14 protein-coding genes are annotated in these 21,526 nt (G+C 38.4%); 6 read left to right on the forward strand and 8 right to left on the reverse strand.

The genetic code is table 11. From position 1 onward, the window contains the following. Positions 1-3: 3 nt before the first annotated feature. On the reverse strand, positions 4-1,578 hold the full coding sequence (locus ACQ2HF_RS02855; RefSeq protein WP_432412010.1) for a DUF4270 domain-containing protein: 1,575 nt from the start codon (positions 1,576-1,578) through the stop codon (positions 4-6). A 24-nt stretch (positions 1,579-1,602) separates the two neighbouring features. Continuing rightward, entirely contained in the window at positions 1,603-2,412 is an 810-nt protein-coding gene (locus ACQ2HF_RS02860; protein ID WP_432412011.1) for a glycogen/starch synthase, read from the reverse strand. Positions 2,413-2,704: 292 nt separating this feature from the next. On the opposite strand from ACQ2HF_RS02860, the gene panC reads away from it, so the two are divergent. The 3 genes from panC (at position 2,705) to ACQ2HF_RS02875 (ending at position 4,988) form a co-directional block, all read left to right on the forward strand. Next, on the forward strand, positions 2,705-3,550 hold the full coding sequence (gene panC / locus ACQ2HF_RS02865) for a pantoate--beta-alanine ligase (RefSeq protein WP_432412012.1): 846 nt from the start codon (positions 2,705-2,707) through the stop codon (positions 3,548-3,550). A 115-nt stretch (positions 3,551-3,665) separates the two neighbouring features. After that, positions 3,666-4,016, forward strand: coding sequence for an aspartate 1-decarboxylase (gene panD / locus ACQ2HF_RS02870; RefSeq protein ID WP_432412013.1), 351 nt, complete (start codon positions 3,666-3,668; stop codon positions 4,014-4,016). Beyond that, the gene (locus ACQ2HF_RS02875) at positions 4,017-4,988 is read left to right on the forward strand and encodes a lysylphosphatidylglycerol synthase transmembrane domain-containing protein (protein WP_432412014.1); all 972 of its coding nucleotides are present in this window, start codon (positions 4,017-4,019) and stop codon (positions 4,986-4,988) included. Between the two features lie 225 nt (positions 4,989-5,213). Here ACQ2HF_RS02875 and ACQ2HF_RS02880 read toward each other — a convergent pair whose 3' ends face one another. From ACQ2HF_RS02880 to ACQ2HF_RS02890, 3 genes are all read right to left on the reverse strand, one after another. After that, positions 5,214-5,918: a LytR/AlgR family response regulator transcription factor gene (locus ACQ2HF_RS02880; protein WP_432412015.1), complete on the reverse strand. Its 705-nt coding sequence runs from the start codon at positions 5,916-5,918 to the stop codon at positions 5,214-5,216. 2 nt (positions 5,919-5,920) lie between these two features. Continuing rightward, entirely contained in the window at positions 5,921-7,846 is a 1,926-nt protein-coding gene (locus ACQ2HF_RS02885; RefSeq protein ID WP_432412016.1) for a tetratricopeptide repeat-containing sensor histidine kinase, read from the reverse strand. A 148-nt stretch (positions 7,847-7,994) separates the two neighbouring features. After that, positions 7,995-9,053 carry a hypothetical protein gene (locus ACQ2HF_RS02890; protein ID WP_432412017.1) on the reverse strand — a complete coding sequence of 353 codons (1,059 nt, stop codon included), beginning with the start codon at positions 9,051-9,053 and terminating at the stop codon, positions 7,995-7,997. 327 nt (positions 9,054-9,380) lie between these two features. Between ACQ2HF_RS02890 and ACQ2HF_RS02895 the strand changes: the two genes are divergently transcribed. From ACQ2HF_RS02895 to radA, 3 genes are all read left to right on the forward strand, one after another. After that, on the forward strand, positions 9,381-10,535 hold the full coding sequence (locus tag ACQ2HF_RS02895; protein ID WP_432412018.1) for an alpha/beta hydrolase: 1,155 nt from the start codon (positions 9,381-9,383) through the stop codon (positions 10,533-10,535). A 41-nt stretch (positions 10,536-10,576) separates the two neighbouring features. Beyond that, complete coding sequence (locus ACQ2HF_RS02900) at positions 10,577-10,735, forward strand: lmo0937 family membrane protein (RefSeq protein WP_432412019.1); 159 nt, start codon at positions 10,577-10,579, stop codon at positions 10,733-10,735. A gap of 158 nt (positions 10,736-10,893) precedes the next feature. After that, positions 10,894-12,282 (forward strand): DNA repair protein RadA, encoded by a 1,389-nt coding sequence (gene radA / locus ACQ2HF_RS02905; RefSeq protein WP_432412020.1) that lies wholly within the window; start codon positions 10,894-10,896, stop codon positions 12,280-12,282. Between the two features lie 63 nt (positions 12,283-12,345). Here radA and ACQ2HF_RS02910 read toward each other — a convergent pair whose 3' ends face one another. The 3 genes from ACQ2HF_RS02910 to ACQ2HF_RS02920 are packed head-to-tail and all read right to left on the reverse strand — an operon-like array spanning position 12,346 to position 21,525. Then, on the reverse strand, positions 12,346-17,574 hold the full coding sequence (locus tag ACQ2HF_RS02910) for a BspA family leucine-rich repeat surface protein (protein WP_432412021.1): 5,229 nt from the start codon (positions 17,572-17,574) through the stop codon (positions 12,346-12,348). Positions 17,575-17,582: 8 nt separating this feature from the next. Then, a complete protein-coding gene (locus ACQ2HF_RS02915; protein ID WP_432412022.1) occupies positions 17,583-18,176 on the reverse strand; it encodes a hypothetical protein in 594 nt (197 codons plus the stop codon). Beyond that, positions 18,157-21,525 (reverse strand): hypothetical protein, encoded by a 3,369-nt coding sequence (locus tag ACQ2HF_RS02920; RefSeq protein WP_432412023.1) that lies wholly within the window; start codon positions 21,523-21,525, stop codon positions 18,157-18,159. The genes ACQ2HF_RS02915 and ACQ2HF_RS02920 overlap by 20 nt, the downstream gene beginning before the upstream one ends. Position 21,526 lies beyond the last annotated feature (1 nt).

The following is a 21,526-nucleotide window of genomic DNA, read 5'->3' on the forward strand; positions in this document are numbered from 1 at the left end:
AAATTAGTTAGGTTCTGTATAGAAAATCTGAAGTTTTAATCGCTTCTCTTGATTTGTAGTTTTATTACCAAATAAAATAGTCCCTCGTGGCGAAAGTATGGTTGCCGCTGGCACGTTGTCTATTCCTGGTGCTTGCGAGTTTTCTAAATCCTGAAAATCTAATTGCGTTACATTTTGAGAGACAACCAACCCTAAAGGCACGTTGGTAGAGTCTTTATTTATAAGGTTGCTGACATGATTTGTAATCCTAATTTTATAAAATTGTCCATTCTCATCACTACCACGTACTAACGGACCAAAATGGTCTACTAAAGCTTCAAAATCTTCTTCACTTGAGGTAGGGTCTAATGACAAATCTGCCAAAAACGAGTCATTAGCAATATCGTATATTACTACTCTGTCTGGCTCTGCTGCACCTCCCGTAATCTTATCCTGATCTACATAAAAAATAAGATTTGCTTCATTAATAAGCCATTTTTGATCGCGAAGAAATTCTAGCTGGTCTGGCACACCGTTAGCATCCAAATCTTTACCAAATAGTTCGACTACTGTAATTATAGGGTCTCCACCACGAATATAAAGCGTTTCCTCACCCTCAAAAATGTTTGGGTTTGCCAAAGCACTTGCTACATTTGGGTTTAAATCGTTCTCGAAGGTGTTTACACTAATAGCATTAAATCGCAAACGAAAATTATTATCGGTAAAATCTACGCTGTTGTTTTCACAAGTATCGTCTTCTAAAAGAATTTTAGATTTATAAAAAAGATCTATTCTCGCTTCGTCTATTAGGTCATTGTTTCCGTTTAAAAGGTCGAATAAGAAAAGACTTCCACCAGTTCCATTGGCACTTTCTACTTTGAAGTACAATCCTCTGAAAAATTCGCGGAAATTATTATTATTTATAAGTTCATTAGAGCCTGCCATGTCAAAAATCTTTTCTTGAAAGATATCTAACGAAAGATTAGCACGTAATCCAGGAGGTAGCGTAACACTATCGTTTAGCACAATTGCTTTATTTGAAGGCGTAAAGTTCTCTATAGTAGTAATGAGGTCTCCCTGAAACATATCGAAGGTTTGCCCTTGATTTGAATAATATTTCTGAGGATCTTCAAACCCTGAATCTGGATCTAAATCTCTTAAAAAGAAATTAGATTCATAAATAGAAATATTGATAGGCTCATTTCCAAAGACCGAATCCAACGCATATGTAGTCACCTCATCTGCTAGCGTAGATTCACTAAAGAATGGTAAATATAACACGACACTATCTAATTGGACACATTCTCCAAAATCCGGATCGGCGGTTTGTAGCGTAAGCTGGCTTAACAGATTAACACGGGATTGCCCATACACAGGATCATTATAAACCCCTAGTTGGTATGCAGAAAGTGCGTTGGTTTGAACCGGAAGCAACTTTCGACTATAGGCAATTACAGTACTTTCATCAAAAAGTTCTGTTGTAAAATTTTGGTCTACAATATCGGACCCAATGGTATTAAAATCTTCTTCACAGGAAGCAAAAACCACGATTACTAGTAAGATTGCCACTAGTTTTGGCAACATATTCTTTATCTTCATAATGCTCTTTAAAAAACGCTGGACTTATCCCAGTACTTTGTTTTGGTAAAAATCTAAGTAAGCTTCTTCGATGGTTTCGGTAGTTTGGTATGGTAACACTGGTTTATCCATAGTTGCAAGATGGTCTTTTAGTGCTTGCGGTATTTCTTCGGAATTAATAATGACAGCATCACTATTATTAAGTGCTACTTTCATAACATTCACATAATCGGGAGTTTTTAAGTCTGCTATGTTCTCTTCAGCAATACCATCGAACGCCATTTTATCGGTTACCTTTTCATCTAACGCACCATCGAAGCCTTGATTGTATACCGAGGTAACAATTTTACTGTTTTCGAATAATGGTTCGTTACTATAGTAATTACGCAGGTATAATGGCAAAAAAGAAGCCAGCCAACCGTGTACGTGAATAATATCTGGAGACCAGTTTAACTTTTTAACGGTTTCTATAACCCCTTTCGCAAAAAAGATAGCACGCTCATCATTGTCTGGAAACAAGTTCCCATCTTCATCTGCGTAGGTTGCTTTTCGCTTAAAATATTCTTCATTGTCTATAAAATAGACCTGCATGCGCTCTTTAGGAATAGAAGCTACTTTAATAATTAGCGGCATATCCATATCGTTTATCACAAGGTTCATTCCAGACAAACGTATCACTTCGTGTAATTGGTGACGACGTTCGTTTATATTTCCGTAGCGTGGCATAAAAATACGGATTTGTCCGCCTTTACTATTTACCATTCTAGGTGCCTCAAACGACATGGAAGAAATCTCGGTCTCTGGCAGGTAAGGAACTACTTCTGAAGACACATACAAGATTCTTTTATCTTTCATCTATATAAAATATTTTAAATTGCAAGATGATGAATGCCCAATAGCAACATCTTCAACGTATTAAATAACCGCAACGGGCATTTGTAAAATATTAAGGTACTGGTGCTGCCGTTAAAACATGCAAAATTACGAAAATTTATGCAGTTTGAAGCCAATAAGTTAATTTTGCAGGTGTTTAACGTAAAATTATGATGTCCGATACAAATTTAAAAATCATCTGGATGCATCCCTTTTTCGCTCCTTGTCAGATTGGCAAACGGGCATCTCCTTAGTTATCAAATATTATATATAAATGAAAATATACCATACAACCAAAAGACTACAAGAAATACTGCATGTTACACCTATTGAAACATCCATAGGTTTTATACCCACTATGGGCGCATTGCACGAAGGGCATATCTCTTTGGTTGAGAGGGCTCTAAAAGAAAACACGGTAGTTGTGGTAAGCATCTTTGTAAACCCTACGCAGTTTGACAATGAAGGAGATTTAAGTAAGTATCCTAGAACGCTGGAAGAAGACAGTAAGCTCTTATCACAAACAAGTCAGGACATTATAATTTTTGCCCCAACGCCAGCCGAAGTGTATGGAACCGCTATAAAATCTAAAAAATACGATTTTGGCAAACTAGCTAACGAAATGGAAGGCAAACATCGCAAAGGGCATTTTGACGGAGTGGGCACCGTACTCAACCATCTTTTCAGAATTATTGAACCCGACAGGGCTTATTTTGGTGAAAAAGATTTTCAGCAATTGCAGATTGTAAAAAAGCTGGTTGTTCTGGAAAATTTACCCGTAACCATCGTGGGCTGCCCTATTTTGCGCGAAACAGACGGCCTGGCCATGAGCTCTCGCAACAAAAGACTTACGGTAGAACAGCGTGAAAATGCGGTTTTTATATCTGAAATTTTAAAAATTACCCAACAGCAGTTTCAAGAAAAAACTATAGAAGAACTTACCCAATTCGCAGAAAACACATTTGCCGAAAATAAACACTTAGACCTAGAATACTTTGAAATTGCCAACATAAAAAATCTAAAAACAGCGAAAAAAAAGAAAGAAGGTAAAAAATATCGCGCTTTTATAGCTGCCTTTGCCGGGGAAGTCAGGCTTATTGATAATTTGGCGCTTAATTAGTAGGCAGTATTCAGTGGCAGTAGCAGTGATTTCAGAAGAAATATATAAAAGCTTGTTTTTTCTGAAATCTACCATCGTAAATCTAATATCTAAAATCAAATTGTATCTTTGCCCCATGCAAATTCACGTAGTAAAATCTAAGATTCATAGAGTAAAGGTAACCGGAGCCGATCTTAATTATATTGGCAGTATTACCATAGACGAAGACCTTTTGGACGCCGCCAATATTATGGAAGGCGAAAAGGTGCAAATTGTAAATAACAATAACGGCGAACGTCTAGAAACGTATGCTATTCCCGGCCCTCGTGGCAGTGGTGAAATTACCTTAAACGGTGCAGCCGCCAGAAGAGTAGCCCCCGGGGATATTTTAATATTAATTACCTACGCTATTATGGATTTTGAAGCTGCCAAGAGTTTTAAGCCAGCTTTGGTCTTCCCAAACGAAGAAAATAACCTCCTTACCTAGGTGAAAAAGTCGTTTTACAAGTTCTTAAGTATTGCCCTGCCACTGGCCTTGGGTATATTCTTAATTTGGTATGTTTTTAAACAATTTACCCCAGAACAGTTAACAGAATTACGTCTCCATTTTGAAAATGCCAATTATTGGTATGTTACGCTCTCGGTATTGCTAAGTGTTGTAAGTCACGTAATACGTGCCTATCGCTGGAACTTTTTATTACAACCGCTGGGATATTTTCCAAAGCTTGCCAACAATTTTATGGCAGTATCGGTCGCGTATCTTATGAATATTTTCATTCCGAAAAGCGGTGAGGTTTCCAGAGCCGTTGTACTAACCAAATATGAAGATGTGCCGTTCGACAAAGGTTTTGGAACCATCATTTCTGAACGGATTGTAGACTTAATTTTACTGGCGCTTTTTATCGGATTCGCGCTATTCCTTCAGTTTGATGTGTTGTACGATTATTTGATTGACGTAGTTCCTATAAAAAAACTAGTATTATTTATGGGAATTGGCGCCGTGATGTTCCTTTCATTTCTAGCGTTTCTAAGGTATTCAAAAAGCAAACTCAGTTTAAAAATAGGCACTTTAATACGCGGATTAAAAGAAGGTGTTTTCAGCATTCTTAAAATGAAGAAAAAAGGAGCTTTTATATTTTGGAGTTTGGTTATTTGGGGGCTTTATTTCGCTTCTTTTTATGTAGCTACGCAAGCGCTTCAGCAAACGGCTGGCATTAGCTTAGGCATTCTAGTTACCGCCTTCGTTGTGGGAAGTTTTACCTTTGGTTTTACCAACAGTGGTTTTGGAACGTATCCTGCAGCGGTCATGGGAATCTTATTAGTATTTGGGATTGCAGAAACTGTTGGGACTGCTTTTGGCTGGATTGTATGGACCAGCAACATGGCCTATATTATTATTTCTGGCGGGATTTCATTTTTGGCACTTCCTTTTTATAACAAAAAGAAGCTTACCACATAAAATAACTGAACCAGTAAGGTTAGTATAAAAAAACCTGCAAGAATTAATCCTGCATATAACAATCGCTTCTGAAAAGAATTTAAAATATTCATTACTTATTTTTAAGCTGAATATAAAATTGGCACTTACGCTTTAAGAATCCAAAATTTTGTGAAGTATGGTAGGTATTCTGTGAAAAAACACCATTTCGAGCTATTTTTTATATCAAATAAGCGTGCAATTAATTCAAAACAAATCTTTTACTGTAGCCCTATACGTTTTTGAAATTGGGATTGTAACTTTTCCTACCAATAACGTATCGGTATTATAGGCGTTTATTTTTTCGCGATTTACTACAAATCTTCTGTGCGTTTGGACAAAAATTTCAGCAGGCAAACTTTCTATAAAATCTATCAATTTATCCCGGATAAGAAGTCTTTCTGAAGTCATTTCAATTTCAAGATAATTGCCTTCAGATTTTACAAAACGTATGTCGTATACATTTACTCGGGTCTGTTTTCCTTTGGTTTTTAAGAAAATATAATGTGGTTTTCTGTCTCTATTTTCAGAAACTCTAATGCGTGTAAAAGAGTTAATGGCAATAGCCAAATTAGTTAAAAGTGTAGGAGCATTATAAGGCTTCATTAAATAACCATTTGGATTGGTAGAAGCCACTCGCTCCAAGGTATTATTATCTCCATAGGCACTTAAAAATATGATAGGCATATCTTTGTGTTCTCTAATTTTTTGAGCCAACCACACACCGTCCAATTCTCCTGCCAGATTAACATCTAACAATGCTGCGTCTATCTCCAAATTTTTAATGTCGTTCCAAGCTTTGTCTGCACTTGCTGCACTACCTATAACATTATAGCCGTTCTGCTCTAGAATTTCTATTAAAGCAAATCTTGAAATCGCCTGATCTTCTACCACATACACTTTGTTCTTCATACTTATGTGTCTTTAAATTTCACTGTTACGCATACGCCATTATCCCCATTAATATCTATGGTACCACCCATTTCTTCGGTTAACATTAAGATAAGCCTAAACCCCATAGTTTCGGAAAATTTTTTTTCATAATCTTTGGCTAGCCCAACGCCATCATCTGCGTACGTAAAAATATATTCATTGGCTTGCAAGTTTGTCTGGTCTGCTGCTTGCAATGCTACTTTTATATGTCCTCCCTTGGGCCCAAAGGCATATTTTGAGGTATTGGTCATTAATTCGCTTAGCAACAGCCCTAGGGGTATGGCGGCGTCTATCCCTAAGTTTATGGGGGCTACATTTACTTGGGTTTTAACATTTTTTCCAGGCAAACTGTATAGAAGTTGGCCTACCAATTTCTCTAAATAATTTTTCATTGGAATACATGAATACTTATCTTGTTGGTGTAGCATTTGATGAACCAAAGCCATGCTATGAATTTGTCGTTGCGAATCTTCCAAAACCTTGTGCATTGCTGGCGTATCTGCTTTTTTAGTTTGTAATTGCAACAAGCCGGAGATTACTTGTAAATTATTTTTTACACGGTGATGCACTTCTTTTAAAAGTATTTCTTTTTCTTTTAAAGAAGATTCTAGATTGGTTTTTTGGGTGGCTATTGTTTTTTTATCACGGTTCGTTTTCAGTAAGAAAAATGAAATTAGAATCAGCGAAATTCCAAAAATAACAAGTGCAATTAACTGATTGTTAGCTACTTTTTCAGTTAAGCGTCCCTCTCGCTGGCTTGTTTCCAGTTCGCTCTCTATTACATCAACATCATACTTACTCAACGCTATCAGGTTTTGGCGTTGCAAACGTTGCTTTTCCAAAGAGTCTGAAATATCCTTGGCTCTATCGAAAGCCTTATTAGCTTCAATTGCTTTGTTTTGACGTAAAAAAATCTTTCCTCGTAATTCGTATAATAAAATTATAGATTCGGTATCGTCAAATTGATCTATGGTATCAAAGGCCAGGTATAGGTAGTATTTTGCCTGGTCTACTTCGCCTTTATAGAAATATAATTTGGCAAGATTGTAATATGATTTTGTGATAATTCTGGATTCTCTAATATTTTTACTTGTTGTTGCCGCTTTCATTTCTTCCAAAAAATAGGGAAGTGCAACTTCGTAGTCTCCTATTTCAAAATACAACTGGCCAATATTCCCCTCAATTATTTTTTGGAAATAGTTGTTATACCCCTCGGTCTGAGTAGAAACATAGCCAAAGCCATTAGGTTTTTTAAGCTCAACTAATGCCGTATCGTAATATTTTCTTGCCTTTTCAAACTCCTTTAATTTGAAATAAGACAAGCCTACATTATGATACATGCTCGACACCATAAGTTGATTTCCAGATAGCCTATAAGCATCTGCCTGTTTCCTGAAATTGGTTGCTGCTTTCTGGTATTGTCGCAAACTATAATAGGTCATCCCTATTCGCTCCGCAGAAGTATACCCTCGTTTTGCATATCCATTTTCTACTGTATAATACTTCTTGGCAAGCGGTTCTAAAGCAAGCACCTCATTATATGCTTCCATTTTTGCGTAGGCATTGGCAACCAAAAATACCACGTCTGCCATTTGATTGGGGCGCAACTCCTTCTCATAATTTAGCAACTCCTCTCCTAGTTTAATAGCTTTAATAGTATTGGCTAGTTTTTCATGAAAGCGCGCTAACATAAGTTTGGCTTGGAGCACATCTTCTAAGCTTCCTTCCTTTTGGGCCCACTGCAAAGCACTCTCTTCATACTTAAGAAGATAGGAATATTGTTTTTTTAACTCAGCCTCTTTCGTTTTTTTAACTATTAATGTATCCATCATTACCAAACGATCAAAACCCGCCTTAGTCTTCACAGGATACTCCAGTCGAGATGTAATGGCTTCTAGCTGCTTCATTTGAGCCATGCAGACTGTGCAAAGAAGAAAACATACTATGTAGGATATATTTTTCAAATACGATTAATTAGCTATTGGAGGCACCCTCTAAAACAACATATAATTATCTTGGGAAGTACTGCCTTTTGTGAGATACTGCTGCTTTACTTTACTGGTATTGTTTTTTCATTCTCCATGCTATAAATAATAGCACTACTATCACAATCCCAAACAAAACTAGCAACCACATAATAATTTGTTGGTTACTAAGTCTTTCTTCATTCAATTTGTTTTCAAGGTCTGCCTTTGTCGCGGCAGCTTTATATTGCTCGGTATCGAACTTTGCCGTAGCATTCTCTATAATTTTTATTTTATCTTTTTCAAACAACACCTTGTTTATACTATCGTAACTCACAAATGCATTGTATGCTTCTGTAGGTTTTTTTAAGGCAAATAGCGCTTCACTTTTTCTTTTGTATGCTTCTACCACATAACTATCTATATAACCACTGCTTTCACCATAATCTATAGACGTTTCAAAGTTCCGGACGGCATCTGCATACTCTTTATTTTGCATTTTAAGTCTGCCAGCCAGCAGATTGTATTCTGTTGTAAGCCCTTTAAACTCTTTCATACTATTCAAGCTTACCGTTGTGCTGTCAAAATATTTTTGCGCATTCTCAAAATCATCTTCATTAATATAGGATTCCGTCATGTTGTGATATGAAATAGTAATTTGCAACGTATCTCGCAATGCTTTAAAAAACACTAATGATTCTTTAAACAACGGGATACTTTTTGCATATTCCTTTTTATAAACATATACAGCACCTATAAGATTATAGGCACGACCCATTCTTAGGGTATCTTTATTTTTTTCGGCATATTCTTTATAGGGAGCTATATATCGTAAGGTCGCATCGTATTCTTCTAAATACAAATGAGTTGCAGCTATCATATATCTAGAATAATACGCCGCTCCGGAATCTCCAATCTTTTCAGCCAACGCAATATTTTCAATACTCCTTGTGATTACTTCGTTGTATTTTCCTTCAAATAGAAGGAAATCTGCACTATCCTGTTGTTTTTTTAGTTGTTCCTTAAGGTTTTCTTGTGAAGCAACTTCTGCTTTTTTTTGAAAACTTCCCTGTGCATACACACATGAAGCACTTAAAACAAACATACATAAACCAAGTTTTGAAGCAATGCGGAACGTTGAGAATTTCATGGTCAAGTAATTAAGTAGATTATTTTGTACCCATAAATGAAATGGATGGCGCTGTAACTATACTTCAAAAAAGCAACGACTAATATAAGTAAAAACGCGCAACATCTTGAGTGCAACCAACTGTAGTACGATTAGACACCAAAAAAATATAGAGCGCACTTCTAGTTCCGGAAAAATACTTTTTACAAATTGCTTTTCCATTTTAATGTGAAGTAATACCCCTTTTATGTGAAGTATGGTATTTTCTGAAATTAACACGTTCATCTTTACGCTGTATCGATCTCTTTAAAATTTTAGTATCTTTCGGTTTCTTAAAATTTCAGAAAAATGAAACGTCTTTTACTCCTTTCAGCTTGTTTTTTTATTACACTTTCAACCGTTGCGCAGTCTAAAATTAAATATGAAGAAATTGCGTCTTCAAAACTGGGCGAAACTCGTAAACTAAAGATTCAACTTCCTAGGGATTATGAAAAAAATACAGATAAAATATATCCTATAATTGTAGTGTTAGACGCCAATTATTTGTTTGAACCGGTAGCAGGAAATGTAGATTATTTTAGCTACTGGGAAGACATGCCAGAAAGTATTGTGGTAGGCATTATGCAAGGTGATTCCAGGTATGATGATGGTGCGTATGACGACACTAACTTTATGCCCGAAGATAAAGGCGCAGATTTCTTCGAATTTATAGGCCTTGAGCTCTTGCCTTATATAGACACTACGTATAGAACGGCGCAATTTACCATTGCGGTAGGACACGATTTTACTGCCAATTTTATTAATTATTATCTTTTTAAAAGTCCGCCACTTTTTAATGGCTATATCAATTTGAGCCCAGATTTGGCGCCCATGATGCTAGAACGTATTCCGGAACGTATCCCGGATATCCCGAGCAAAATATTTTATTATCTAGCCACTGGGACCGATGATATTCCAGACCTAAGAGAACTTACTATAGAACTAGACTCAGCCCTTAAACCTTTAACAAGTGATACTTTCGATTATCACTTTGATAATTTTGAAGGCGCTACGCACTATTCGCTTGTGGCCCGAGCTATCCCGTCTGCACTAGAAAAAATGTTTGCTGTCTATCGCCCTATTAGCAAGCAGGAATTTACAGACAAACTACTTAAAATGGACACCCCTATAAGCGAATACCTTCTAGAAAAATACCAAGTAATCGAAAATCTATTTGGACTTACCAACCCCATTCGGGTAAACGATTATATAGCCACCGCAACCGCAGCCGAAAAGAAGGAACAATGGGAGTCCCTTCGTACCATTGCGTCCCTGGCTCAAAAACAATATCCAAACACCGTTTTGGGCGACTATTATATGGGACTTGCTCTAGAGGGTATGGGAGATACTAAAAAAGCAATGCGAACTTTTCAGGGCGCTTTTGACAAGGAAGAAGTAGACTTTATTACCATTGATTTAATGCTGGAAAAGGCCGATAAAATTAAAACTGATTTTGGATATTAAAAAATTACTATCTTTATAATTATCTAAATAAATAAAATCTTATGAGAAGTATTCTTTGGCTTATTGCAGTGGTATGTATAATAGTTTGGCTTCTTGGCTTCTTTAACATTGTTGAAGGTCTTGGCACGAGTAACCTAATTCATATTTTATTAGTTCTTGCTGTTATAGCAATACTCTACAGTATTATACGCGGTAGGTAATTGCACAACATTTTCTTCTGCTTTTTAAATTTTAAAGTGCTATAGCTCATAAAATTTATGGGCTATAAAGCACTTTTTTCAGTTTTCTTCTGAAATTTTCTATTCCCCTAGTATTTGGCCTTTTTTATTAATTAAGTGTATTTTTGACTCTAGAAACTATGGCCAAAACAAAAACTACTTTTTTCTGCCAAAACTGCGGCGCTCAATTCGCAAAATGGCAAGGACAATGCACCTCGTGTAAAGAATGGAATACAATTGCCGAAGAAATAATCCAGAAAGCAGAGAAGATTTCCTGGGATGTATCCTCGAATCCGCTCGGACACCAGAGCTCGGTCACTGAGCGTAGCCGAAGTGCCAAACCTATTTTAGTTTCTGAAATTTCTTCAGAAAAAGAAGCACGGTTAGACACTAAAAATGAAGAACTTAATCGTGTTTTAGGTGGAGGATTAGTCCCGGGAAGCCTTACACTTTTAGGCGGCGAACCGGGCATTGGAAAAAGTACGCTAATGCTGCAAGTTGCGTTACAATTGCCGTATAAAACGCTCTATGTTTCCGGCGAAGAGAGTGCACAACAAATTAAAATGCGCGCCGCACGTGTCTATCCCGAAGCAAACAGCTGTTATATTCTCACGGAAACCAAAACACAAAATATCTTCCGAAATATTGCCGAAATGCAACCCGACATTGTAGTAATAGATTCTATACAAACCCTGCACACCGACCATATTGAAAGTAGCGCTGGTAGTATTTCTCAAATACGGGAATGTACTACAGAGCTTATAAAATTTGCAAAAGAAACGGCTACGCCCGTTATTTTAATTGGTCATATTACCAAAGATGGAAATATTGCAGGCCCAAAGATTTTGGAGCATATGGTAGATACCGTCCTTCAATTTGAAGGCGACCGAAACCATATTTATAGAATTTTACGCGCCAATAAAAACCGTTTTGGAAGTACCAACGAGCTGGGAATTTACGAAATGCAAGGCAGCGGACTTAGAGAAGTAAGCAATCCTTCGGAAATTTTAATCTCTAAAAACGAGGAAGAGTTAAGCGGCACTGCCATTGCGTCAACGCTGGAAGGAATGCGCCCGTTAATGATTGAAATTCAAGCGCTCGTTTCCACAGCTGTGTATGGAACACCTCAGCGAAGTGCTACGGGATATAATGCCAAACGCCTTAATATGATTTTGGCGGTTTTGGAAAAGAGAGCCGGTTTTAAATTAGGCGCTAAAGATGTATTTTTAAATGTTACCGGTGGAATTACGGTAGACGATCCCGCCATAGACCTGGCCGTGGTTGCTGCGGTTCTTTCTTCAAACATAGATATTGCCATAGACAAACGTATGTGTTTTGCAGCTGAAATTGGTTTGGCAGGTGAAGTACGTCCTGTTCCCCGAGTAGATCAGCGTATTCTAGAAGCCGAAAAACTGGGCTTTGAAAGTATCATCATCTCCAAATACTGCAAACTTCCGAAGGCTTCGTATGGCATCTCCATTATTAAACTAGCAAAAGTAAATGATGTGGTGCAGCACTTATTCGGATAAAAAAACGCCTTCAGATTTTCATCTTTCATGCGTCCTATTAAACTGAAAATATTGGGTATCTAATTACTCTTTAATTAGTTGTTTTGTAAGTGTCCCGAAATTGGTTTGAACGGTTACTAAATACGTCGCACTCGCTAGTTCTGAAATGTCTATAGCAATTTTACTCGCACTGAAATTTTCAGCTTTAATAATTCTTCCACTTATATCGTAAATGGTAATTTTCTCCACTTGAACTCCTAAAGGTGTCTCAATATTCACTATGGATATCGCCGGGCTTGGAAACAAAATAACAGAAGCTTTGTCTAATTCAAATTCCGGAGTTTCTAAAATTGCTTCTACTGAAAGTATAAATGTACACGTAGCTTCATTTAAAGCATTATCGTTTACTATTACTGAAATAGGATAAGAACCTGCAGTAAGCATAGTTCCTGGTGCTGGTGTTTGTATAATATTGGCAAGAGTTGTGGTGCAATTATCTGCAATTACAATAAGACCTTCGGCTACATAATCCGGCACTTCATACGCTTCTTCCAATGGCACAAAAACACTTGAGTCTGTTGGGCAATTTATATCGGGTATTTCGGTGTCTTCTACGGTTACCGTAAAACTACACGTACTTATATTTCCCACGACATCTGTCGCGGTGTACGTAACCGTTGTAACACCAACAGAGAACATGTCCCCACTGTTATGAGATGTTGTAAATGTTAAGTTCACACAATTATCTGATGCTACTGGAGGTGTCCAACTTACATTGGCATCGCAATCTCCAAAGTCATTGCCCATAACTAGGTTTGAGGGACAATCTGTAATTACGGGCATTTCAGCATCTGTTACCGTTATTGTAAAGCTACATACAACTGAATTCCCAGAAGGATCCATTGCTGTATACGTTACCAAGGTGTCCCCTAATTGAAACTCATCTCCAGGAGTATGCGAAGCTGTTACCACAACACTACAATTGTCTGAACTCACAGGTGGTGCCCAGGACACCAATGCATCACAACTTCCTAGGTCATTCGCTACTACAATATCTGCCGGGCAGGAAATAAAGGTTGGATCTTCAGTATCTAAAACAGTAACTACGAAGCTACAGGTTGCTGTATTTCCGGAGGTATCTGTAGCCGTGTAATGGACCGTTGTAGTTCCAACAGGAAAATAATCTCCTGGAAGGTGGGTACTCGTTAAATTCGCACCACAATTATCGGTTTGCGAGGGAGGTGTAAAAGACACTAGGGTACCACAATCTCCAGCTTGGTTTGGAACCGAAATATTTGCCGGACAATTAGAAATAACTGGGGCTTCGTTTTCGGTTATGGTTACTGTAAAACTACACGTATCTGCATTTCCTGCAGCGTCCGTTGCGGTGTATATAACCGTGGTCACCCCTGCTGCAAATACTTCACCAGGATTGTGAGTAGTTATGAGCGTTGCATTGCAATTATCGGTTTGTAAGGGTGGCGTCCATGATACTGTAGCTGAACACGTTCCAGCATCTGTATTTTGTGTAATATCTATAGGGCAACTTGAAATGACCGGGGTTTCAATATCCAGTACAGTTACTGTAAAACTACAGGTAACAGTGTTTCCCGCTGGATCCATTGCTGTATAACTAACGGTGGTTACACCAGACGGAAACGTATCTCCTGAAGTATGTGTGGAGGTAATTGAAGCTGAACAATTATCACTTGCCGTTGGTGCATTATACACAACAGCTGCTGTACATACACCCGTATCATTATTCACAGTAATATTAGCAGGACATCCTGTAAACACTGGACTTACATTGTCTACTACCGTGATATTGAAGCTACACATACCTAAATTACCCGAACTGTCTGATGCCGTATAGGTAACTGTAGTCACCCCAACTGGGAAAAATTGTCCTGGATTATGAGTTGAAACAACGTTAACATTGCAGTTGTCTAATGCCGTAGGAGGAACATACCCTTCTGCAGTGCTCACCACGGCTCCACAAGAACCTGGTTCTGCTTCTACGGTAAAAGATGCTGGGCATGCTGTGAAGGTTGGCAGTTCATTATCTGAAACAGTTATTGAAAACGAACTTTGCGCAAAATTTCCAGCAGTATCCGTAGCCGTATATATTACGATGGTTTCACCTATTGGAAAAAAGGAGTTAGGCGCGTGCGTTGAAACTAACGTAAAAGCACAATTATCAGTAGCAACTGGAGGTGTAAAGTTTACATTGGCACCACACATCCCCAAGTCTGAATTCATAGTGATATTGGCAATTGTTGTGATGGAAGGGGCTGTTGTATCGGTAATAGTAACAGTTTGCGTTTGTACCACCGTATTACCATTCCCATCGTCGTACGTCCAAACTACGGTATTGGCTCCCTGGTTGGTAATGGGAAACGTAGCTGAAGGTGTTGTTGCTGAAATCACGCCAGCGCAAACATCTGTAGCTGTTGGAAGTGTAAGGGATGTTACGGCACATTCAGAAGTAATAGCCGGTAGCGTTGCCGTGTCAGGAACAGGAGGAATATCTTCTGCACCGCCATCAATTAGCATCCAACTAGAATTGGCAATAAGTTCTCCACGGGCTGTTTCACCAGCGCAGTATTTGCTGTTTCCACCGTTAAAAAGCACTCCATTTTGCACTATTTGGGCATTCCACCCAATGAGCAAAGCATCATAATTAGGAATAGAAAGCGTAACACCCGTAAACATATTATCCATAGTGCTCACACTAGTGATATCCCAGGATCCAAGATCCTGATCAAAGGCTTCGGCAGCTGTGAACATTTCTTCCATGGTGGTTACCATTGTCACATCCCAACCACTAATATCCTGATTAAAGACTCCTGCGTCGTTAAACATATTATCCATTGTCATAACGCTACTTGGAACCCATCCCGAAATATCTTCATTAAAAGCTTCGGCACCAGCAAACATAAAACTCATGTTGGTTACCTGTCCTACATCCCAAAGGTTTAGATCTTGATTAAAAACTTCAGCACCGTTAAACATATTGGACATATCGGTTACCATCGCCACGTTCCAAGCACCAATGTCTTGGTTAAAACTAAAAGCATTGGTAAACATTCCGCTCATATTGGTTACACTATCTACTAACCAAACACCAATGGGTTGGTTGAATGATTCGGCACTGGAAAACATTCCTTCCATAGTGGTCACCGTTAATACAACCCACGGACTAATATTTTGATTAAAACTTCTTGCATTTAAGAACATCCCTTGCATGTTGGTAACGCCAGTGACATCCCACAGGCTAATATCCTGATCAAAATTCACGGCACTCGCAAACATAGAGTCCATGTTTGTTACTAATAATGTAAGCCAAAGATCTAGTGGCTGATTAAAAGGCGTTTCAGCAAACATACTTTCCATGGTAGTGACACTTGAAACATCCCAACCACCAATAGGCTGATTAAAGGCGCTTTGAGAAAACGTAGCTTCCATACTAGTTACTGAAGTGGTTACCCAACTGCTTAAGTCTTGGTTAAAACTGGTTGCTTCGTTAAACGTTTCAGCAAGGGTTTCTATGGTTGAAACATCCCAGGAATTAATAGGGTCGTTAAACGAAATAGCTCCTTTAAATAATTGCGCTAACGATAGTACACCAGTAAGATCTGGTGCATCAAAAGCATTCACTCTAAGATTTTTACAACCAAAAAATGCAGCTTCCATAGAAGTCCATGGGTTAGTTCCCCAATTATCTACAGCCAGTATTTTTTCCTTATCGCCACCATCATTAAAATATATTCTAGGAAAATCTCCCGAAATTGTCACAATATACCTTCCCTCCGTTGCGTAGGTGTGGGTTATGTCTCCCATCACGTTCATATCTGTATTTCCATCACCCCAATCTACGGTATAATCGTATCCCGTATCAGTAGTAGGAATAGTAATTTGATTAGACATAGAAGTTCCAGGATTGTTAGTTTGCCAGATGGTCACAAAATCTGTTACACATACTTCACCACCATCGGTTATACTCCATGTATCGTTGGTTTCAATGTCTGTTTTTGCCGTTGCTCCTGCACAATATTCGCTGTTTCCAGCATCGAAAGATACGTTTGTCTGAAGCGTTTGCGCCTCCCAACCAACGAGCAAGGCATCGTAAATAGAGGTGGGTAACGTTACATTAGCGAACATGCCGTCCATAGCTGTAATAGTACTCACATCCCAACTACCAATATTGTTATTTATAGAAAGGTTTACAGCATCCTGAAACATAAATGACAGCGCTGTTACTCCAGTGAGGTTAGGCTCGTCTATAGCTGAAATGGCAATATTTGAGCATCCATCAAAAGCATTTTCCATGGACGTCCAGGCATTAGAGCCCCATTGCACTACCGACGTAATTTTATCTTTATCACCGCCCCCATTAAAAAATATTCTCGGGAAATCTCCTCTAATTTTTACTTTATAAGTACCTGCCATTGGATAGGTATGCGCACCATCTCCCATGAGATTGCTATCCATAGCATTATCCCCCCAATCCACACTATAATCATAGCCAGCTCCTGTAGTTGGAATGTTGATGGCATCGTTTGCTGAAGTTCCAGGATTATCGGTTTTCCATAGCGTAATAAATTCGTCACTACAATCCAGACCGCCATCAATAATGTTCCACATAAAAGTAGTAGCGAGGATTTCTTTTCCTTCCACACCAAAGCAATAGGTGCTGGTATTTCCTGCATCGAAGGTTACTTCGTTTTGTACGGTTTGTGCAGACCAGCCCATTAGAATATGTTCGTAATTTTCTTCAGAAAGCGTTACCCCGTTAAAAAATTGCTCCATATTCTGAACATTAGTAATATTCCACCCCCCAATGAGTGCATTAAAACTTGTGGCGTTTTTAAACATCGAAATCATGTTAGTAACCAACGAGAGGTCTGGAACATCGGTTGCAGTGATGTTTAAATTACTACATCCATCAAAAGCATTTGCCATAGAGGTCCAGGCGTTGGTTCCCCAGGCTTCAACACTTATAATTTTATCTTTATCGCCTGCATTATTGAAAAATATTCTTGGAAAAGTTCCTCTAACTGCAACGGTATGTACACCTGCTACTGGGTAGGTATGCATTGCATCTGCCGTGATGCCCAAATCGTCGAATGTTCCGTTGTTATCCCAATCTACGTCGTACAAATAGGTTTCTCCTGGGGCTGTTGGAATGGTGATAGTTTCAGAAGGCGATGTGGTTTCCCACGTGGTGATAAAATCCTGCGCCAAGCCTTCCGCTAGAAAAAAGAGGAAGAAAAATGCTGAAACATAATAGGACACCTGGGTAGTTTTTCTCATAATGGTAGTTACTTGGCAGAATTTTCTTGTTCACGTAAAGCCGCGATATAGGTTACAATCTCTTTGGTAGTTCTTAGATACTCTTCAAAAAGGTCGGGCCTATGTACATTGGGTTTTCCGTCTGTAATCGTTGTGATTTCTGGGTCAAAAAACGCGTAGGTATAAAATGAAGCCGTCACTAATTTATCTGCCGACACCACTTTATCATACGCATACATAAATTTTAATATGGTTTCTTTATCGTTTGGATACAGGTGTATCATACGCCAGAAAGCTTTTTGGATTTCAAATTTTGCGATGGGCTCTCTAATGTCTGCAATAGTGTATTCGTTTTTATACACCTCAGCTCTATAGGCGGCATCTTGAGCTAGCTTTTGAGCTTCGTCACTAAAAATCATTTTGCCACCTTCCACAATCACTCCTGGTGTTTGCACTTTGGTAATCCATTCTTTTAGCACCTCCTCATTCGCCATCATATCTTTAAGCTCATCGCCAGTAATGGTACTGGTATCGGTAACCGTAGGCTGCGCAGAAAGACTGAAAATCCCAAGACTCACCAAAAGAAGGGAAGCAAATATGTTATTATTTGATAATAGTCGCATAATCTAGTTCTATTTTATTTTCTGAAGGGTTCTGTAATTTTTCTGAAATTTTTGCCAAACGTTCTTCAAGCGTTTTAATTTTGGCGTCTAGGTTTTCTTGTTGTTTTTCAATGGAAGCTACATCCTGTGCAATGATATTGTTATGAATTCCCATCACAATCTTCACCAGCTTAGGGCCTTCGTTTGTATTGGTTTCCCAGGATCTTCCCACTGCCAATTTGTAATCTGCTGGCGTCATATTTTCTAGAGAAATTGCTTTTCCGTAGCCAGAAATCTTAGTGTCTGCTACAATGAAATCGCCTTGAGTTACTGGCCCTATCACTTTTACAGGCACTTGGCCCAAAAATGCTACTGGGTTTCCTAAAGGGGTAGCTTCTTTTTCGGGCGTATTCCCTAAGACGATGGGCTTATGAGAAACCACTAAAATTTGCTCGAAGTTGGTAAGGTCTTTAGAAATTTTTCCACCTCTAATTGCTACAATATCGCCTGCTGTAAGATATTCTGAAACATCTTCTCTTGGGAGCCATTCGGCATAATCTCCGTGACCAGATTCAAATGAAACGCCAATTTTATTATACACATCTATTAAATTTGAAAGTTCGGTACCTCCACCTACTAATCCTTCTACTAAATCTACACCTACAAATCCTGCCAACACATTAATCACGTATACCTGGTCCAGGACGGTATTATCTCTAAAATCTGCCGTAGACTGCGCTACAATGGCTCCTGTTTGACGATTTTCCTTATCTTGAAATGATAAGAAGGCGTTTGATGAGCTCATAGAATTAGCCACTGTAGTTGCGGTAACATTAGGTATGGTTAGAATATTTGCATTACTTATTTCTGGTAACGCTTCCGGAATTGCAGGAATAATATTGTTTATTGTTGGCACAATTTGCGTGGTTGGAAATGCAATTCTGGGTATTACAATAGCGGGTAATGAGGGAACACAAAACTCAATAGGTGGAATACAAATGGTACAATTAAAAAATGTGCACGGATTAAAACAATAGCGCCCTGAACATAATCTACCAGAACCCGGGAATATTGTCACTGCAGGTACAATAGTAAACTCAGGAATGGTAAACCCAGGAAAATCGAATGGAAGCCCAAGTTTGTCGTTTATAACACCAATAATAGTATTTCCAATAGAACCAAACTGTCCCAAAACTAAGTTTGCAGGAACAAGTGCAACAATGTCGCTTACATTAATTGAAGCCCCATTTGGGTTTGTGGTAGCTAATAAATTACCAACCGTTTGTATTTGAGATTGGTATGCGCTAAGGTAAGGGTTGTTTATTTGAAGATAATCTCCTGGATTGTTAGTTCCCGCAGGACCATTATACGCCCCGTGTGTTCTTCCTAATTTTATTAATATACCATCTCCGCTCGTATTGTTTGTATTTTGAAATGTCGTAACAGATGCTACTTGGTCATCGGCGATAGTTAAATTTGTTGAAGAAACGCCACCCAATAGAAAACTAGTACGGTTTGCTTCCAAAGTCAAAGAATTATTCACTAAAGCAACGCCTGTAATATCTAGCGTATTATTTAACATTGATATTCCCCCTACGGTTAATGCACCAGATAATCCTGAAGCACTTGCGTTTGCAATATTTAAAGTGTTTTTAAAAGTAACCATGCCATCCACAGCTAGTAATCCTGTAAAACTCGTGGCAGTACCATTATTAACACGTAACGTATTATTAAACGTGCTTTCTCCGTCCACAGTGAGTGTTCCATTTAAAACTGAAGCACTGTTGTTAAGCACATATAAATCATTCAATAATTTTGTTTCATCAATAACGTCCAGTGTTCCAGTTAGGCTTGTTGAACCTCTTCCAAAAACTACTACGTCAGCATTCAACACAGACGCTCCATCTACTGTAAGAGTACCACTTAAAGCAGCTGCACTGTTGGTAGCTACTAACAGACTGTTATTAAAAGTAGTCGCCCCATCAACATCTATCACGCCAGTTAAATTGGTGTTGCTAGCATTATTCACAGTTAAAGAACCTTGTAAATTGGCAACTCCAACCACATCCAAAGTTGAATTAAGAAGTGTTGCTTCGTCCACTTGTAACATTCCCGAAAAGTTAGTTTCAGCATTGTTATTTACAAATAATGTATTGTTAAGATTTGTGACCCCAAGAATAGTAACATCATCATTAAAAATAGCATTTCCACCCACTGTTAGATCGCCGGAAAAATCTGCTGGAGCGAGGTTATTTACGGTAAGGCTGTTGTTAAGATTTGTAGTCTCTCCCACAGTAAGTAATCCCGAAAGTTGGGTTGGGCTTTGTGCATTCACATTCAAATTACCAGCTAAATTTGTAGTCTGGTTAACCACAAGCGTTGTTTCAAATCTAGTGGGTCCCTGGGCGGTTAATGTTCCGGATAAGGCAGTTGGCGCGGCATTATTTACATATAAGTCATTATTTAAATTGGTAATTCCTGTAACGGTAAGATCCTGATTAAAAACGGTTGTTCCTGCTACCAATACATCTCCCGAAACGGCTACATTACTTTCATTATTTACGTTTACATCATTGTAGACAGTGGTCTCTCCATTCACAACTAAGCTTCCAGTAAAAACGGTAGCACCTTGAGCTTCCACATTAAGACCATTACCTATGTTGGTTTCTTCGTCTACTCTTAAATCACTTTTTAAGCGCGTTCTTTTGTGAACCCGTAAAGAATCTTTAAGTAAGGTTTCAGTATCCACATTCAACAATCCCGAAAGAATCGTATAGGAACCATTTGCCACAGTCAAGGAATCGTTTAATACAGTGGTTCCATCTACTCTCAAACTACCTGTTAACATGGTCTCGGACTGGTTATTTACAAATACATCGCTATTCAGTATCGTTCGCCCATTAACTATTAGGTTGCTTTTTAAAATTGTATTTCCTTCTACATCTAGGGTTTTGGTAATGAGTACATTTCGATGAAACGCATAGGGAATGAACACCAGTTCTTTATTTTCCTGAAATTTAAATTCTGAACCCGTTAGTTTTATTTCCACTTTCAGCTCTCTTGGGGCTGCATCCCAAAGTATTGTACTGAAATCTCCAAAATCTGGTGTGCCGTTACCAATCCTAACACTGAACATACCAAAGGCATCGGTTACTGTGGTTTGCACTTCTCTATACTCCGCACTTTCCGAAGCCTTTATAATGGTGAATCTTACTTCTATGGTTTCGTTTACCAGCACGTTACCTTTTACATCAACCCCTGGAATTTCTTGTACGGCGGGATCAAAAATAACAGATTGATAGCTAATGCCATCGGTCTGCGCTGTTACAGCATACCCTACCAAACATACTAAAAGTAGTAACTTCTTCATG

The sequence above is a fragment of the Rasiella sp. SM2506 genome (genome assembly GCF_050859505.1).
Classification (GTDB): domain Bacteria; phylum Bacteroidota; class Bacteroidia; order Flavobacteriales; family Flavobacteriaceae; genus Marinirhabdus.

What these genes read in the sequence shown, in the direction of transcription:
- ACQ2HF_RS02855 (WP_432412010.1), bottom strand. Translation starts at nt 1,578, where the DNA reads ATGAAGATAAAGAATATGTTGCCAAAACTAGTGGCAATCTTACTAGTA.
- ACQ2HF_RS02915 (WP_432412022.1), bottom strand. Translation starts at nt 18,176, where the DNA reads ATGCGACTATTATCAAATAATAACATATTTGCTTCCCTTCTTTTGGTG.
- radA (WP_432412020.1), top strand. Translation starts at nt 10,894, where the DNA reads ATGGCCAAAACAAAAACTACTTTTTTCTGCCAAAACTGCGGCGCTCAA.
- ACQ2HF_RS02885 (WP_432412016.1), bottom strand. Translation starts at nt 7,846, where the DNA reads ATGAAGCAGCTAGAAGCCATTACATCTCGACTGGAGTATCCTGTGAAG.
- ACQ2HF_RS02910 (WP_432412021.1), bottom strand. Translation starts at nt 17,574, where the DNA reads ATGAGAAAAACTACCCAGGTGTCCTATTATGTTTCAGCATTTTTCTTC.
- ACQ2HF_RS02880 (WP_432412015.1), bottom strand. Translation starts at nt 5,918, where the DNA reads ATGAAGAACAAAGTGTATGTGGTAGAAGATCAGGCGATTTCAAGATTT.
- panC (WP_432412012.1), top strand. Translation starts at nt 2,705, where the DNA reads ATGAAAATATACCATACAACCAAAAGACTACAAGAAATACTGCATGTT.
- ACQ2HF_RS02895 (WP_432412018.1), top strand. Translation starts at nt 9,381, where the DNA reads ATGAAACGTCTTTTACTCCTTTCAGCTTGTTTTTTTATTACACTTTCA.
- ACQ2HF_RS02860 (WP_432412011.1), bottom strand. Translation starts at nt 2,412, where the DNA reads ATGAAAGATAAAAGAATCTTGTATGTGTCTTCAGAAGTAGTTCCTTAC.
- panD (WP_432412013.1), top strand. Translation starts at nt 3,666, where the DNA reads ATGCAAATTCACGTAGTAAAATCTAAGATTCATAGAGTAAAGGTAACC.
- ACQ2HF_RS02920 (WP_432412023.1), bottom strand. Translation starts at nt 21,525, where the DNA reads ATGAAGAAGTTACTACTTTTAGTATGTTTGGTAGGGTATGCTGTAACA.
- ACQ2HF_RS02890 (WP_432412017.1), bottom strand. Translation starts at nt 9,053, where the DNA reads ATGAAATTCTCAACGTTCCGCATTGCTTCAAAACTTGGTTTATGTATG.
- ACQ2HF_RS02900 (WP_432412019.1), top strand. Translation starts at nt 10,577, where the DNA reads ATGAGAAGTATTCTTTGGCTTATTGCAGTGGTATGTATAATAGTTTGG.